Annotated in this window: 16 protein-coding genes and 1 pseudogene; 12 read left to right on the forward strand and 5 right to left on the reverse strand. The window is 50.7% G+C overall.

The window, feature by feature from the left end:
- Positions 1–77: 77 nt before the first annotated feature.
- From WNY38_RS07860 to WNY38_RS07870, 3 genes and pseudogenes are all read right to left on the reverse strand, one after another.
- Positions 78–822: pseudogene (locus WNY38_RS07860) on the reverse strand (IS3 family transposase); the annotation flags it as partial.
- 162 nt (positions 823–984) lie between these two features.
- Complete coding sequence (locus tag WNY38_RS07865; protein WP_342856789.1) at positions 985–1,947, reverse strand: NAD(P)-dependent oxidoreductase; 963 nt, start codon at positions 1,945–1,947, stop codon at positions 985–987.
- 36 nt (positions 1,948–1,983) lie between these two features.
- Positions 1,984–2,670, reverse strand: a complete 687-nt coding sequence (locus WNY38_RS07870) for an FCD domain-containing protein (RefSeq protein ID WP_342856790.1) — start codon at positions 2,668–2,670, stop codon at positions 1,984–1,986.
- Between the two features lie 232 nt (positions 2,671–2,902).
- Here WNY38_RS07870 and dctP point away from each other — a divergent pair, with 232 nt between their 5' ends.
- The 5 genes from dctP to WNY38_RS07895 all read left to right on the forward strand — a co-directional run bounded on the left by dctP (position 2,903) and on the right by WNY38_RS07895 (position 7,082).
- Positions 2,903–3,889, forward strand: coding sequence for a TRAP transporter substrate-binding protein DctP (gene dctP, locus WNY38_RS07875; RefSeq protein ID WP_342856791.1), 987 nt, complete (start codon positions 2,903–2,905; stop codon positions 3,887–3,889).
- 66 nt (positions 3,890–3,955) lie between these two features.
- The gene (locus WNY38_RS07880) at positions 3,956–4,471 is read left to right on the forward strand and encodes a TRAP transporter small permease subunit (RefSeq protein WP_342856792.1); all 516 of its coding nucleotides are present in this window, start codon (positions 3,956–3,958) and stop codon (positions 4,469–4,471) included.
- Positions 4,468–5,760, forward strand: coding sequence for a TRAP transporter large permease (locus WNY38_RS07885; protein ID WP_342856793.1), 1,293 nt, complete (start codon positions 4,468–4,470; stop codon positions 5,758–5,760). Before WNY38_RS07880 ends, WNY38_RS07885 begins: the two co-directional genes overlap by 4 nt.
- A gap of 75 nt (positions 5,761–5,835) precedes the next feature.
- A complete protein-coding gene (locus WNY38_RS07890) occupies positions 5,836–6,711 on the forward strand; it encodes an alpha/beta hydrolase (RefSeq protein ID WP_342856794.1) in 876 nt (291 codons plus the stop codon).
- Positions 6,708–7,082, forward strand: a complete 375-nt coding sequence (locus tag WNY38_RS07895) for a RidA family protein (protein WP_342856795.1) — start codon at positions 6,708–6,710, stop codon at positions 7,080–7,082. Before WNY38_RS07890 ends, WNY38_RS07895 begins: the two co-directional genes overlap by 4 nt.
- 90 nt (positions 7,083–7,172) lie before the next feature.
- On the opposite strand, the gene WNY38_RS07900 is transcribed toward WNY38_RS07895, so the two are convergent.
- Positions 7,173–8,120, reverse strand: a complete 948-nt coding sequence (locus WNY38_RS07900) for a cupin domain-containing protein (RefSeq protein ID WP_342856796.1) — start codon at positions 8,118–8,120, stop codon at positions 7,173–7,175.
- 171 nt (positions 8,121–8,291) lie between these two features.
- Here WNY38_RS07900 and WNY38_RS07905 point away from each other — a divergent pair, with 171 nt between their 5' ends.
- Complete coding sequence (locus tag WNY38_RS07905; RefSeq protein WP_342856797.1) at positions 8,292–9,092, forward strand: IclR family transcriptional regulator; 801 nt, start codon at positions 8,292–8,294, stop codon at positions 9,090–9,092.
- Positions 9,093–9,145: 53 nt separating this feature from the next.
- On the opposite strand, the gene WNY38_RS07910 is transcribed toward WNY38_RS07905, so the two are convergent.
- Complete coding sequence (locus tag WNY38_RS07910; protein WP_342856798.1) at positions 9,146–9,964, reverse strand: IclR family transcriptional regulator; 819 nt, start codon at positions 9,962–9,964, stop codon at positions 9,146–9,148.
- A 335-nt stretch (positions 9,965–10,299) separates the two neighbouring features.
- On the opposite strand from WNY38_RS07910, the gene WNY38_RS07915 reads away from it, so the two are divergent.
- From WNY38_RS07915 to WNY38_RS07940, 6 genes are all read left to right on the forward strand, one after another.
- Positions 10,300–10,602, forward strand: a complete 303-nt coding sequence (locus WNY38_RS07915) for a recombinase-like helix-turn-helix domain-containing protein (RefSeq protein WP_342856799.1) — start codon at positions 10,300–10,302, stop codon at positions 10,600–10,602.
- Complete coding sequence (locus tag WNY38_RS07920; protein ID WP_342856800.1) at positions 10,568–11,362, forward strand: ABC transporter ATP-binding protein; 795 nt, start codon at positions 10,568–10,570, stop codon at positions 11,360–11,362. Before WNY38_RS07915 ends, WNY38_RS07920 begins: the two co-directional genes overlap by 35 nt.
- A gap of 33 nt (positions 11,363–11,395) precedes the next feature.
- Positions 11,396–12,370 (forward strand): ABC transporter substrate-binding protein, encoded by a 975-nt coding sequence (locus tag WNY38_RS07925; protein ID WP_342856801.1) that lies wholly within the window; start codon positions 11,396–11,398, stop codon positions 12,368–12,370.
- On the forward strand, positions 12,367–13,200 hold the full coding sequence (locus WNY38_RS07930; protein ID WP_342856802.1) for an ABC transporter permease: 834 nt from the start codon (positions 12,367–12,369) through the stop codon (positions 13,198–13,200). Before WNY38_RS07925 ends, WNY38_RS07930 begins: the two co-directional genes overlap by 4 nt.
- Before the next feature lie 67 nt (positions 13,201–13,267).
- Positions 13,268–14,299 (forward strand): aromatic ring-hydroxylating dioxygenase subunit alpha, encoded by a 1,032-nt coding sequence (locus tag WNY38_RS07935; RefSeq protein ID WP_342856803.1) that lies wholly within the window; start codon positions 13,268–13,270, stop codon positions 14,297–14,299.
- Entirely contained in the window at positions 14,296–15,036 is a 741-nt protein-coding gene (locus tag WNY38_RS07940; RefSeq protein WP_342856804.1) for an SDR family oxidoreductase, read from the forward strand. The genes WNY38_RS07935 and WNY38_RS07940 overlap by 4 nt, the downstream gene beginning before the upstream one ends.
- Position 15,037 lies beyond the last annotated feature (1 nt).

A 15,037-nucleotide genomic window follows, 5' to 3' on the forward strand; every position in this document is an offset into this window, starting at 1 on the left:
AAACACTCTCGCCAAGGCGGTAGGACAGGGACGAAAACGCCCCAAACGTATCAATACCTAGCAAATTCGGCCTCTTAGAGCCAACCTTCGCGTGTCCAGATGTAGGTAATGTCACCAGCCTGTTATCTGTCAGGGTATTGCGCAGCAATGTCCCGAGAAGGCACTTCTGGTTTGGCTGATCCGCTGAGAAGTTACGATCCAACAAGTTCGGGGCGATGTTGAACTTGTGATTACTGTCTGTCGTAGCCTTATGTTTGCGCGTTCTGACAACAGATATTCCGTTCTGGCGCATCAACCTGCCGACGCGGCGGTGTCCGACATTTAAGCCGATCTCTTTCAGTTCTTCCGTCATCCGTGGCCTGCCGTAGCTGCCCAGGCTGAGACGGGATTGCTCTTTGATATGCGCCAACGTGACCATGTCAGATCGCTGCCTGCGGCTGGCCGGACGGTTCCGGAACGCGCGCAAGCCACGTGTGCTGACGTCCATCACGCGGCACATCCGCCCAATGGAAAATGCAGATCGGTGCTCTTCGATAAACTTAAACCTCACGGCTTTTGGCTCGCGAAGAACACCGTGGCCTTTTTTAGAATTTCCCGCTCCTCCTTGAGAATGCGGTTCTCACGTCGAAGTCGGTCATTCTCTTGAGCGAGGCCTAAATCTTCTTGCGACACCACATCCGTGTCTCGGTGCGCTGTAATCCATTTGTTCAGCGTCGACATCCCGACGCCCAAATCATCAGCCACTTGCTTACGCGTTAGCCCACTGGTCAGCGCGATACGCACCGCATCTTGCCGGAATTCGTCCGTTCGTTTCAGTCCCATAGTCTGTCTCCTTTGTTGCAGTAAATGCTATCAAAGGAGCGGCATCAAACTGTGACAGGTCCACAATCTCCTTCATAGCAAACATTGCTCGAAAGAGACTGGAATTAAACCGCGACAAGAGCAATAACGTTGAAGGTCTAGGTTGAAACAAGCGGAATCAGGTCACTGTGTAAACCAATGTGAGAGCGTGTCGTCAAGGTCGTGTTTGCAGTGAAATTCCAACTCACGTTCGGCTGCCGATGTGTCGCTTGCGGCGGGCCGTTGGAAAGGGAAGCCTGCAAAGCCAGTCGTTACCCCATCAGGTAAGTCGCAAGTGAAATCTCCGAATATGCGTGCTACGCTGTTGACGACTTCTGATAGGGTCCACAGCTTAGAGTGTGCAATCGTATAGGTGCCTTGCTTTGGATTATCTGCATCAAGTGCGGAAATAACGGAATCAGCACAATCTCGTAAATCAACGAACTCCTCAGTGCCACCCCAATGGAAAAGAGGATTATCTAACGGACAGTGCTTGCCCGCTTTTGCGGCAGTGACCAAGGTGGATAACAACTGCCCGGGCACGCTGCTGGGGGCAGATGTATCGCCGCCAATGACTGCGGCAAGGCGCAAAGATACATGACTGACGCCATAAAGGTCGCGATATAGCATTCCAAGGTTTTCGCCAGCCACTTTGGTCGCGGCATATAGGCTTCTGGGGCGATCTGACATCATGCGAAGCGATGCGTCTTCGGGAATGGGCTTGGCATCAAAGGCGCCAAAGCCAGAATAGACGACAGTGGCAGAGCTGATCGTGACCGTGCGTTTGGCTTGAATGCTCCGTGCCAGTTCAAGGATATTGGCCGTGCCCATAAGATTGACATTGAGCCCCAACAGAGGATTGGCGCGCAAGCCGTTGGACAAAACGGCAGCCGTGTGAATGATCCGGTCAACGTCGTGGTCTTTTGCGAGGGCAAAGAGCGCTTCGGCGTTGGTGACATCCAGCTCGACAAAATGCATGCCTGGAAGATCATTTGGAAAGCTCTCCGGCTGGCAAATATCCATTACAACAAAACGCTCACCACGCGTTGAAAGCCGCTTTGCGACTTCTTGGCCCAATAATCCGGCGCCAGTAATCAATACCGTCATGTTATATGTCCTTGTGGCTGACTGTTGTTTTGGGCGTTAATCGCGTTTGGCGCTCTCAATTTGCTTTTGAATGAGCCGTTCTGCGGCAAGTTTGGTGGCTGACAGGTGTTGGCCGATCAATTCGACAGATTTTTCAGTGTCACGCGATATGACGGCTGCAGCAATCGCCGCATGCTCAGCGTCCATATTTTCGACTTTGGACTCTGTGAGAAAGTTGTTGAGCAGGCGCAGGTTCCGATAGCGTTCGGAATGGTCCATCAACATGTTCCAGATCTTCAGCTTCCATTCAGACCCGCTGGCGGCCACAAGTGCGTAATGGAATTGACGGTGCAATTTTTCCCACTGCGCCGCACTTTCTTGGTCGTCTTCGGTGCTCGGGGTTGGTGCGCGCGACAACATATGCAAGCTGCGGACGATTTCCCCTTCCCATTCATCGTTTCCACGTTCGATCGCGCGTGTCAGGCACCATGTTTCTATGTCGATCCGAGTCTCGGTGATGTCATGCAGCTCTTCTAAAGAGGCCTCACGCACTTTGGCACCACGGTTGGCTTCGGCTTCCACGAGACCTTCAGAGCTCAGTCGGACCAGCGCCTCACGGATCGGTGTTAGGCCAGATTTGTACCGCGCATTCAGATCTACAACGCGGAGTCGCTCACCTGGCGTGAGCGCGCCAAGTAGGATGTCTGCTCGGATTAAATTATAGGCGGTTTTTTGATATTCCATGAAATTTATACTATTTTCCATTGATCTTTTTATTTTATAAAACGAATAGTAATTTATGTAAACAACAAAATCGCATAGAGATTCGTCATGGTTGTGGCACTCAGTTGCGTAAATACAAAGGCTGGCCGTCAGGCGTGTTCTTGTGAAATCTGGGTGTTTGTAATGATGATGATAGATCTGCTGAAAAAAATAAAAACATAACAAAAACAACGACAACACGGAGAATATATAGATGATTAACTTCAAAATGATGACCGCCGCCGCTGCGGTCGGGGTGCTTGGTTTGACCGCACCCGCTCTGGCGGAAATCGAAATTCGGATTTCCACGGCTGCGCCGGGTGGCTCACCTCTTACAGTTGCTTTTGAGCATATCGCCGAAGGCATGGAAGCGGCCTATCCTGATGAGATCGATATGTCGGTGCATCACTCCAGCTCGCTTTTTAAGCAGGGCACTGAATTCCCAGCGCTGATCCGTGGTAACTTAGAGATGGCGTCGCCGGTCACGTTTGAAATTGAACAGCAGCTTCCAAAATACGGTATTCTGGGCGGCGCATATCTTTTCCGTGACAGCCAACATATGATCGATGTGTTTCGCAGCGACATAGGTGAGCAATTTTACAAGGACGTCGAAGAGAAAACAGGCGTTATCATTCTTGATACAGCCTATCTTGGCACACGCACATTCAATCTTACGACCGTGCACGATGTGAGTGAACCTGCTGATTTGAATGGTGTGAAAATGCGCATGCCTCCTGGTCCTGCGTTTCAAACCTTGGCCTCAGCCCTTGGTGCGACGCCTGTGTCTATGCCAATCACCGAAGTCTACCTTGCTTTGAAAACCGGCGCGATTGATGGTCAGGACAATCCGACAAGTCTGACACGCGACTGGAAGTTTTACGAGCAAACGAAACAGGTGATTTTGACCAAGCACTTGATTCAACCTGTATTCATCGCCATCACCAAAGACACTTACGACAAGTTGAGTGTTGAGCAGCAAACCACATTGCGTGCCTTGACGCGTGAAGCTGTTGATATGGAAATTGAGGGGACACGTGCCGATGAAGCTTCAGCAATCGAAACCTTTGTCGAAGCTGGTTTGACGATCACTGAAGTGGACACGGAGTTGTTTCGCAAAGCTGTTTGGGAAAAATACGAGTCCACAGGTTTGACGGATGACTGGATGCCCGGTCTTGCTGACGCCATTGCAAACGTAGAATAAACACATCGGCCCGAGCATTGCGATGTTCGGGCCGATTGATTTTGCTCAACCAATTGAGGACCCGCCATGATGACGATCCTAACGCAATGGTGTTCGCGCCTTGCCACTCATATTGCGACCGCCGGAATGTTCCTGCTTTTTGCTCTTTTTATATTCGGCGTTGTGATGCGGCACCTTTTCGGAATGCCGCAAACATGGGTGGATGAGGCTGTCACATTGCTGGCGGCTTGGCTGGTGTTTTGGACCGCCGCTTTTGTGTTGAGTTTCTCTGAATATATTTCCTTTGATGTGATTTACCGTCTCTTTTCACCCGCCATCCAACGGATTGTTGTGATGCTAGGCTCGTTGTTCTTCATCGCAGTGTTTGCTGTATCGATTTACGGAATTGTCGATTTCATTCTCTTTATGAATATCTCGACGACAGACATGCTGCGCATCCCGCTTGATCGTGTCTATGCGATTTTCGCTGTCTTCTTAATTGCCATGATGGTGCGACTTTTCATCCTGCTCTTGCGACTTGCCTTTGGTGAGTGGCGTCAGGCCTTAATCGAACTCGAAGCGACACCGCAGGAGCATGTATGACTTACGGACTTTGGATTTTATTGCTGAGCTTTGTATCGGGCGCGATACTACGCCTGCCTTTGGCATTGTCTATGTTCACCGCTGGTGCGCTTTATTTTCTCGCAACGGGGCAAGATGTCGGGCTTTTGGCAGGTCAGGTTATGGGGCAAATCACCGGCATTTATGTCTTGGTGGCGATCCCGATGTTTATTCTGGCGGCCAATATTATGAATGCGGCGGGCATCAGTGAGCGGCTTTGGGCGGCGGCTGATGTGTTGATGGGCCGGTTTCGCGGCGGCACTGGGCACGTTACGGTTTTGGTCAGCATCATCTTTTCGTCCATGAGCGGATCTGCTGTGACAGATGCTGCGGGACCAGGGATCGTGTCGATCCGAATGATGCGAAAAATTGGCAAATTTCCAGGCGAGTTGGCTGTCGCGGTTGCGGCCGCAGGCGCTGTCATCGCCCCTGTGATCCCCCCGTCTATTCCTTTGGTTATTTACGCGATGCTGTCTGGCGCATCTGTTGGTGGCTTGTTCTTGGCTGGCATCGTGCCCGGCCTTTTGATGGGCGCTGCTGTGATGGCGACTGTTGCTCTGGTTGCCAAACGTCATGGCCTGCCATCGGGCGAAAAGGTGGCATTTACCGATGCTGTTCCGATTTTCGGGCGCGCAAGCATTCCGATGACACTGCCTGTTGTGTTGCTCGGTGGTATTTGGACCGGTTGGTTTAGTCCGACAGAGGCGGCTGCGATTGCAGCACTTTGGGCCATGATGATCGGTGTGGTGATCTTGCGCAGCTTGAAGGCTGGCACGTTGATCGCCTCGTTCGAGGAATCTGTGCGCCAAACGGGGTCGACAATGCTGCTCATCGCCAGCGCCTTTGTGGTGAACTATGCGATTGCCAATGAAGGTTTGGCTGAAGCATTGGTGATGCTGATCGAAGCTTTGAATATGTCGCCAATGACCTTCATGCTTTCGGTCAATGTTCTGCTGTTGCTTTTGGGCTGTTTTCTTGATGGATCGGTGATCTTGCTGGTGTTCATTCCATTGCTTTTGCCGACCGCACGCGCGCTTGGGATCGATCTGACATATTTTGGGGTCGTGGTGATCATAAACTTTATGATCGGGTTGATAACACCGCCATACGGGCTGGTCTTATTTGTGCTTGCCTCGCTGACAGGGGTGCCGATTCAGAAGATTTTTAAAGCTGTCGTGCCCTTTTTTGTTGCTCTTATCGCGCTTTTGTTGGTGCTGACGTTGCTGCCGCAGATCATCCTGTTTTTGCCGCATTACTTTGGATACCAATGATAAAATAGTGCTCTATCATCGAACATCTGCGGCGGATGTCGCAGGGCTTACGACATATAATACATGAGAGACATCATGACCTTTAATTTACCACCGCAAATGCCATTGCCATTTCATGCCGCATCTCTTTATGCCGCTCAAGCTTTAGCGGCTTCAACTGGGCCATGGCCCGGTGTGAAAGAGTACCGTGATCAAACGTTTGGTGCGCAAAGTTGGGAAAGCTTTGATGTCTTCGCGCCTGAAGACGCTGGCGAAGGCTTGGATGTTTTGATCTTTTTGCACGGGGGCGGTTGGACCAACGGATATAAAGAATGGTCGGGCTTTATGGCGCCGGGGGTGACGGCGCAATCGTGTTTGTTTGTCACGCCTAACTACAGGCTTGCCCCTGCGCATCGCTACCCTGTTTTCATCGCAGACGCGGTGACTGCGATCGTCGAAATTCGCGCACGGATCGCGCAATATGGGGGCAATCCAGATCGCGTCTTTTTATCGGGACATTCGGCGGGGGGGCACCTTGCCAGCCAGATCGCTTTACGTCCGGATCTATGTGAAAAATATGGATTGGAAAAAGATGCGTTGAAAGGATGTTTGCCGATCAGTGCCATTCTTGATTTGCGCTCTGACAATGCGCCAGCCGGCAGTTTAGAGGCGCGCGTTTATGAAATGGTGCTGCAAGATCCGTCACAAGACTGGGAGGCCAGCCCGCTGGCTTGGCTTGAAAATTTACACATGCCGATGGATTTCACATGGGGCGCTCAGGATTCCGAGCGTGTGCGTGAATCAAATGAAGCGGCTCGCGCGTTTTTAGAAGGCCAGCATAACGAAGGCCAGCATAACACTGTGCATTTTCACACTGAGGATACAAATCATTTTGGCACGCATCTGAGCCTCGTGGACAGTTGTCACCGTTGGTATCGTGGGCTTGAAACGATGAGAAAGGAAACGGCATGAAAGAGATTTTGACAGGAGGCCTTCCAAAGCCAGGTCAACCGTTTGAATGGGGCGTAAAGTCCCGCGGCATTGTCTATACAACCCATGGCCCTGTGCTGCCAGATGGCAGCATCTTGCAAGCGGGTATCGAAGAACAAGCAGAGTTGACGATCCGTAATTTGCAAGCCGTAATGGAAGAGGCTGGAGGGTCTTTGGTCGATGTTATGCAGGTCCAGATATTTTTGCTGGATGTGGCAGATATGGCCCCCGTCGATGCGGTCTATAGCCGCTATTTCAAAGCGCCGTTTCCCAATCGTGCCAGCCTTGTGGTGTCAGGTTTGGTTGCCCCTGGTATGCGCGTTGAGATGATGGTGACCGCTGATCTAAACTGAAGTCCCAGTCAGGATCACGTTGAAACATAAAACGCGCCACAGGATCATCCTGCGGCGCGTTTTTATTAAGTTATAAATGTTCGAGCGAATTTAAAGCGCCTCAAAGGTGACCGTTTCAGGTTCAGCAGACCCAACCACATACCAAACAGTTGCAGCACTTGCGCCGTTGTTGCGGAACCAATGTTTGCGGCCTGCTGGTGTTTTAACCAAATCACGAGGCCCCAATTCCACTTCAAAAGTTTCGCCGCCTTCTTCCCAACCGACGATAAGCGAACCGTCCAACACAAAAAAGGCATCTTCAACATCGCGCACAAAGGCTTTGACGCCAACGCGCGATGGGATGCCCAACATTTCTTTGCGGCAGGTGTCTGATTCAACCCCACCTGGGCCGCAATAGATTTTACGGGTAAGGCCAGCGTCTTCCCAATGGGTTTCAAGCTCAGAATGGCGCACAACGTATTTCGCCATAAGCTTTTGCAATGGATGGTCGCCTTTAGGGTCAAATGGCAATGTTTTGCCTGGCTCAGCGCCAAATGTACGGGCCAATTCTGGCGCGCAGTCTTTGGGGTGATAGTGGTAAACAGGGGGTAGGGGTTTGCCGACATCAACCGAAATAGACATCATAACAGGCTCGACGCCATCAACGCGGAATCCATGTCCGATTTCGCGAGCGTTGAGGATCATGTCTTTCGGGCCAAGGTTCACTTCAACCACTTCGCCGTCTTTTTCCCATCCAACAATCAACGCGCCATCGATAATGAGAAAGCTTTCTTCGATCTCGTGGCTGTGGCAGGCCGCATAGCGACCTGGTTCTTTGTAGATCAAGGACAGGGTAAAGCTATCGGGTTTCAACGTCGATGTGTCACCAACTTTAGGCGAGCCGCCAGCCCCGATGTAACGCATTTGTGCGCGGGCGAGGTCTTCGTAACCTACATTTGATGGAAAGGCTTTCCAATCAAACTTCTTGTCGGTGAAGCGGCCAGTATTTTCGATGAGCGCGTCGGACAGGTTGGCAGTATCTTTTATTTGAGTCGTCATGTGCGTAGTCCTCATTGTGTATTTAACATCGTTATCGTCTGAAATATGAATACAGCCATTGCGTTTTGTAAGGCATGACTCATTTTACTGGCAAAACGATTGCCCTATAGTTTAACCTGTGAAGGTAAGGCTTTATTGAGCCACTGCGCTGTTATTAAAGGAGATGAATCTTTGACTGATCACAAATCCTCAGATCGATATCTCGTGCCGGGACTGCAGCGCGGGCTGGCTGTCATTACGTTGTTCACACCAGAACGCACGTCTTATACACTTGGTGAAATTGCCGAGGCCCTTGGGGTTACGCGATCCGCAGCATTTCGGACCGTCTATACTTTAACCGAAGGCGGCTATCTTCTGCATGATGATCGTGTGCAGCGTTATGTGCTTGGTCCTGCGATTTTGCGCCTCTCCTATGGCTATGTCGCGACACGGGAAATCGTAGAAATTGCACAGCCTGAGCTAGAACGACTGCGTGAAAGAACCGGTTGGTCATCGCATATGGGGGTGCTCGATGGCCCAGCGGTTCTGTATGTGTTGCGTGTGCCGTCGCCGCGACGTGATCCATCAATCGTTCAGGTCGGTAGTCGCCTGCCTGCCCGAGGAACTGTAATGGGGCGCGTACTATTGGCCGGGCTGAGTGACGAAAGTTTGGTTACACATTACCGAAATGACTTTGCTGCAGGCACAAAAGGCAAAGGACCAGCGCTTGCGCGGATTTTAGAGCAAGCCGCGCAAGATCGAATAAGCGATGTCGTTGTGCATTTGGGCGACTTCGAAGCAAGTATCGTTTCAGGGGCCGCGGCTGTGCGAGATATGACTGGTGATATTGTGGCAGCTATAAATGTTACTGCGCCAAAATCAGTGGAAACGGAAAAGCAACTTCGCGCGGGGGTGGGCGACGATTTGGCTGCCACTGGACAACGGATTTCTAAGTTATTGGGGTGGGATGGGCACTCGCGGTGTGCGCTGTGAGTTGCGGTTGGTGATAAGTTTTAAAATCACCAGTTCTGTGATGCTGAAAGACTTCAGTTTGGGCAGCTGTGTCCCATCAATGCGGAAAGTCTTTGAGATGCTACTCGGATAGCCGTAGCGATCTGATCACGTTTTTCAGACCCTAAATCGAAAGCTGTTTGAGGGCCAGATACACTTATGGCACCCACTGGACGATTGTCATGATCAAGGATTGCCCCAGCACAAGACCCGATGCCGTCTTCGAAAAAGGCAACGGACCACGCCAAGCCCTGGGCGCGATCTTTTTCAAGTTGCGCGTTTAGTGTTTCGAGTGTGGTTGGGGTTTTGTCTGTGACAGCATCCAGTGGCTTGTTGGAAAAGATACTTTGAATTTCCTCAAATGGAAAATTAGCCAACATAATTCGCCCCATTACAGTGGCGTGCGCGGGCAGGCGGCTTCCTTCGTGGATGTTGCTGATAAGTTGGGAGTTTGGTGTTTCACGCACTAAAATGATAACTTCCGTACCAGACAGCACTCCAAGATGCGCAGATAGGCCAATTTCTGTAGCGAGCTTGGTTAGGATGGGCCTTGCGAGGCGCACAATATTGCGCCCAGAGAGCATGTTTGCCGTCAATTCAAGTATTCCATAAGATAGAATATAGCCGCCGCCGTCTTGGTCGGTTTCGATCATTTCTTCACGTTCTAATGTGTGAAGTAAGCGAATCAGTGTTGTGCGGTTTATATTTAGCGCGCTGGCGGACTTCGACATATTACGGCAGCGGTTTCCCGCAGCAATATAGCGCAACAAGTTGATAGCACGCGTTACGGGTGGAACATCATAGGCGGTGTCCTTGCTGCCCGTGCCCGTAATGTCGCCTGAGGATGTCGACATGCGTGTCTCCGAATGTAATTATTTATATTTGAACGATTTAACTAATACTGAACAGTTTTTGTTGGGCCAAGGGAAAACTTAGTCCAATCCCTGTTAAGCTCACGATCGTTGGATATTCGTTGCCTTTGTGCAGATCAAACCAAAGTTAATTGTGACGTTCATTTGGTAATGCGTAATTTTTAATCGATCTTCCTAAAATCATTATCTGATCATTTTTATCTCCTAAAAAACTTGACACGCCACCAACTGAGTGACCTATTGTGAACAAGGTGTTCGTATTAGAACAGTTAATGCACTCTGGCAGATCGCCTAACGCAACAAATAAGGGGGCAAAGATGGACGCATTTAGAAATCAGATTTTGCAAGGCGCACAGGACACTTCAGGTCCTGACTTGGGACGACAGTCTTGTGGGCGCGCTTTTACTGATACCGAAATGGCTTTGGCTGACGCGATGATGGCAATCTACGGGACGGGTGTTTCCGACCCAGCCGGACTTGCTGCGGAGCTGACAAAAAAAGGTATTAATGCGCCAATGTCTGGTCGCTCGGATTGGACGGCAGATTTGCTGGCCGACGAATTGGCGGCAATAAATGCTGACCTTGATGCAGCTTATCAAGAAAGCGGTTATGGCGCTTGAATTCAAACATGTAACGAAACAGTTTCAATCCAATTCGGGTGAAATGCTTACGGCCGTAAAAGATGTCGATTTTCGTGTTGAAAAAGGCGAATTCGTATCTGTCGTTGGTCCATCCGGGTGTGGGAAATCCACAATCCTAAGTATGACTGCGGGGCTGTACCAACCGTCGACAGGCGAAGTGTCTGTTTCCGGCGAACGCGTTGATGGTCCAAATCCACATGTTGGTTTCATGCTGCAAAAAGATTTGCTTTTGCCGTGGCGGGATATCATCAGCAATGTCGAGTTTGGCTTGGAATCGCGCGGACTTAATCGCGCCGCGCGCCGTGCCAAGGCGATGGAAGTGCTCATTGCCTGTCATTTGGGCGGCTTTGAGCAACATTATCCCTATCAGCTGTCGGGCGGAATGCGTCAACGGGCTGCTTTGGCGCGCACTTTGGCAATTGATCCTGAGATCATTTTGCTGGACGAACCGTTCTCTGCGCTGGATGCGCAAACTAAATTGCTTTTGCAGAACAGTTTTTCAAAAGTGATCGCCGAGCAAAAGAAGACAACACTTTTGATTACCCACGACTTGGCTGAAGCCGTGCTTATGTCGGACCGTATTTTGGTGCTCTCTGAACGGCCAGGAACTGTGATTGCAGAAATCAAAGTCGAGCTGCCGCATCGTGATGAACCGTTAAAACGTCGAAACCTGCCAGAAGTTTCCGAGTATGCAGCGCAGCTTTTCTCCTACCTCAAACTTGAAGAAAAAGCCTTTTAAACAAGGTTCCAGACAACAGAATAGGGAATGAACATGAGACGTTTTTTGCTTTCCGCGACAACCGCAACTGCTGTTCTATTTGGTGCTGTCAGTGCCTATGCTAATGAAGCAGTGACTTACCTTTTTCCGGCACCAGATTTTCTTCCTGCCTTTTCTCCGTTCCAAATTGCCAAAGGCAAAGGGTACTTTGAAGATGCTGGACTTGATGTGACCTTTCAGATTGGCAAAGGCGGCGCCGATGTTGCCACTCAAGTTGCGGTAGGGAATGCTGATCTTGGTGGTGGTATCGGTGATACGCCTATTATTGTGCGTGCAAATGGTTTGGAAATCAAAGGCGTCGCTTTGCTTGGCGGTCGCGGTTTGACGCAGCTTGCATGGCGTACAGACAGCGGCATCACTGGTCCGGAAGATCTTAAAGGGAAATCTATTGGTGTTCTCGCGTTTCAAGACACCACATATTACAACCTTTTGGGGGTTTTGGCCTCTGTCGGTCTGACAAAAGATGATGTCGATATTCAAGCTGTCGGCGCAGGGGGCGTGATCCAACTTTCAATCTCTGGTGACCTCGACGGGATGTCTGGTGTGCCGGAATGGATTGCGGCCGTTGAAGGCGCTGGTATCGAAATGCAGCAAATGCCTGTTGATACAGTCTTCCCCGCGATGGCACAGGCCATTTTTGCCTCTGACGAGTCCATCGAAGAACGCCCCGAAATGATTTCAGGCTTTGTTGGCGCTGTTCTCCATGCGATTGAAGACATTAAGGCGGACCCAACCCAAGCTGCGATCGATTATGTGTCCTTTGTTCCGCAGCATTCTGGCAAAGAGGCAGAGATCGAAGCGATCATGCGCGCCTATATCGACAAAGTGTACGCAGAAGCTGAAGATCATTCGCTTGGAACGTTTTCTGCCGATCGTATGAGCGCTGTGCAAGACTTCTACGTTCAAAGCGGTATCGTGCGCAATTCGACCCCAGTGGAAGATCTCTTCACCAATGAGTTTGTTCAGTGACTGAAGCGTCTTCAAAAATAGATCCTAAGACCAAGGCCGTGAAAGCGGCCAAGGTCGCCAAGGTCAAAGGGGAGCGCAAGCACCTTTATGTGTCGTTTGGCTTGTTGTTGGTCGTTCTTGTCTTGTGGGAAGTTTTGCCCGGCGTGCTGGACGTGCCGCGTTACATCATCCCAACGCTGAGCGATTGCCTTGCTGAACTTAAAAACATGTACGCGTTTGACAAGTTGCTGTCGCACACTGCGTCTACAGCGATTTTCACGATCCTTGGCTTTGTGATCGGGTCTGCATTGGGTGCTGCGATCGGGTATCTTCTGGGTATGTCGCCATTTTGGGAAAAGGTTGTTTCGCCTTATATCCTAGCCCTTCAGATAGCGCCAAAGGTTGCTTTCGCGCCGCTGTTTATCATGTGGTTCGGCTACAATTCTATGCCAAAACTGCTTGTGACTGTGTTGATTGTTTTCTTCCCAGTACTGGTGAATGTGTTGCAAGCCATGCGGACTGTTGATCGCGATTTGGTCAATTTGGCGCGGGCCTATTCTCTGACCCGCTGGCAGATCTTTGTGAAAATTGAAATGCCATCGACGCTCCCTAATCTTATGGCTGGTTTGCGCATTGCGTCCACGCTTGCTGTAATTGGGGTCACTGTTGGTGAGTTGGTTGGCGGTAACGTGGGGCTTGGATACCTGATCTCCTACGGTGGCGGTCAAGCCAATGCTGCTATGGTGTTCAATGCAATTGGCATCCTGACTGTTATCGGATGCGTTTTGTATATGGTTTTAGAACGCATCGAGTCGCGTGCGCTGCATTACTTACCCAAAGACTCTCATTGATTGCACGGACGGCGCAAACCTGTTGCGCGCCGTCCGACCTAGATACTTTTTGTCGAAAGGCATCGCTATGACTGATAAAAAAACTATGATCGAAGAACGCGTGAACACTGGCTTGCGTGGCCAGTGGTACCCCGTCGCCAAGTCTGTGGAAATTCGCAAAGACCATCCATACGGCACTGCATTGCTGGGAGAAAAAATTGTCCTGTGGCGCGATGAAACGGGCGCGATCAAATGTATCGAAGATTTCTGTCCGCACCGCGGCGCGCCGCTGTCCTATGGTAAAATTCACGATGGCAATATCGGATGTCGATATCATGGTGTGATCGTTGACGGCGAAGGCGTTGTGCAACGCGTGCCGGCTATGCCTGAATGTGCGCTTGAAGGGCGCAAGGCCTTGAACCACTTTGAAACCTGTGAACATTTTGATGCTGTTTTTGTCTATGTCCCATCCGTCGATCAACCTGACGCCCCTGAATTTACCTTGCCTAAAGAATTCACCGATGACGCTTGGGCTGGTTTTTTGTGTACGGCGGTTTGGGATTGTAACTATCGATACGCATTGGATAATCTTGCTGACCCGATGCACGGATGCTATTTGCACGCGGAAAGTTTTACGCTTGCTTTTGGATCCAAACAGGACCTGTTGGAACTGAATAAAACCGAAGATGGTTTCCGCGTCAGCCGTCTTGGCCAGACGGGTGAAAACTTTGACTGGACAGAATTCGAAGTCCACCCCGGTGGCATGTTTTGTTTCCTCGACATTCCATATCCCAAAGCTGCTGGGCCGGGTGGCGTGTTCCGCATTATTGGTTTTGTTAGCCCGATGGGGCCGCTTAAAACCAAAGTTTTCTTTTGGCGGATGCGCCAAGTTGAAGGCTTTGCAGCAGACAGTTGGCGGTTTTTGTATCGCGCCAAAATGGAGCAGACACATTGGGATGTTCTGGAGCAAGATCGCGTCATGCTTGAGGGCATGCCTGACGATGCTCGCAAACGAGAAATGCTGTACCAGCACGATCTTGGTGTCAGCCGTCTGCGTCAAATTCTGACACGAGCTGCAAAAAAACAAATCGATTCTGAAGAAAAGGCATCTGCGGAATGATTTTGAAAAATCGCCATATCTTAGTGACGGGGGCTGCACGCGGCTTGGGGGAAGAGATCGCCAACAAGCTTGCGGCCCAAGGCGCGCATCTTATTTTGGCCGACCTTTTGGAAACAGAAGGTCGTGCCACAGCAAAGCGGCTGGGTGCGGCGTTTATTCCCGTTGATCTTGCAGACCCTGCAGCGATTTCCAGTTTGGCAGATGAAGTTAGTGCCTTATGCGAAGGAAAGCTCGACGGCCTTGTCAACTGCGGTGCAATTGCCACGGGGATTGGCGGGATCACATACGACGAAATCGACATCGACGTGTGGGACAAAGTCATGCAAGTCAACGTGCGTGGCACTTGGTTGATGATCCGGACTTGCGCAGAAATGCTGAAAGCCTCGGGAACTGGGCGCGTGGTCAATGTGGCTTCTGACACGGCACTTTGGGGCGCGCCACGTTTGATGGCCTATACCGCTTCCAAAGGCGCAGTCATGTCGATGACGCGATCTTATGCGCGCGAACTTGGCCCTGCCCGTGTGGGTGTGACAGCTGTCGCACCAGGTATTTTGACCACTGAAAGCACTGAATACGTACCAGAAGCGCGCCATCGTTTGTACCAAGAGGGCAGTGCAGTTCCCGGACCACAGAGCCCCCAAGAAATCACTGATGTGATTGCCTTTTTGTTGACCGAAGGGGCGCTGACCCTGACGGGGCAAGTTTTGCCCGTCAACAACGGCTTTGTGTTCAAGTGAG

The organism is Pacificibacter sp. AS14 (assembly GCF_038899935.1).
Lineage (GTDB): Bacteria > Pseudomonadota > Alphaproteobacteria > Rhodobacterales > Rhodobacteraceae > Celeribacter.

What these genes read in the sequence shown, in the direction of transcription:
- WNY38_RS07865 (WP_342856789.1), bottom strand. Translation starts at nt 1,947, where the DNA reads ATGACGGTATTGATTACTGGCGCCGGATTATTGGGCCAAGAAGTCGCA.
- WNY38_RS07870 (WP_342856790.1), bottom strand. Translation starts at nt 2,670, where the DNA reads ATGGAATATCAAAAAACCGCCTATAATTTAATCCGAGCAGACATCCTA.
- dctP (WP_342856791.1), top strand. Translation starts at nt 2,903, where the DNA reads ATGATTAACTTCAAAATGATGACCGCCGCCGCTGCGGTCGGGGTGCTT.
- WNY38_RS07880 (WP_342856792.1), top strand. Translation starts at nt 3,956, where the DNA reads ATGATGACGATCCTAACGCAATGGTGTTCGCGCCTTGCCACTCATATT.
- WNY38_RS07885 (WP_342856793.1), top strand. Translation starts at nt 4,468, where the DNA reads ATGACTTACGGACTTTGGATTTTATTGCTGAGCTTTGTATCGGGCGCG.
- WNY38_RS07890 (WP_342856794.1), top strand. Translation starts at nt 5,836, where the DNA reads ATGACCTTTAATTTACCACCGCAAATGCCATTGCCATTTCATGCCGCA.
- WNY38_RS07895 (WP_342856795.1), top strand. Translation starts at nt 6,708, where the DNA reads ATGAAAGAGATTTTGACAGGAGGCCTTCCAAAGCCAGGTCAACCGTTT.
- WNY38_RS07900 (WP_342856796.1), bottom strand. Translation starts at nt 8,120, where the DNA reads ATGACGACTCAAATAAAAGATACTGCCAACCTGTCCGACGCGCTCATC.
- WNY38_RS07910 (WP_342856798.1), bottom strand. Translation starts at nt 9,964, where the DNA reads ATGTCGACATCCTCAGGCGACATTACGGGCACGGGCAGCAAGGACACC.
- WNY38_RS07915 (WP_342856799.1), top strand. Translation starts at nt 10,300, where the DNA reads ATGGACGCATTTAGAAATCAGATTTTGCAAGGCGCACAGGACACTTCA.
- WNY38_RS07920 (WP_342856800.1), top strand. Translation starts at nt 10,568, where the DNA reads ATGCAGCTTATCAAGAAAGCGGTTATGGCGCTTGAATTCAAACATGTA.
- WNY38_RS07925 (WP_342856801.1), top strand. Translation starts at nt 11,396, where the DNA reads ATGAGACGTTTTTTGCTTTCCGCGACAACCGCAACTGCTGTTCTATTT.
- WNY38_RS07935 (WP_342856803.1), top strand. Translation starts at nt 13,268, where the DNA reads ATGACTGATAAAAAAACTATGATCGAAGAACGCGTGAACACTGGCTTG.
- WNY38_RS07940 (WP_342856804.1), top strand. Translation starts at nt 14,296, where the DNA reads ATGATTTTGAAAAATCGCCATATCTTAGTGACGGGGGCTGCACGCGGC.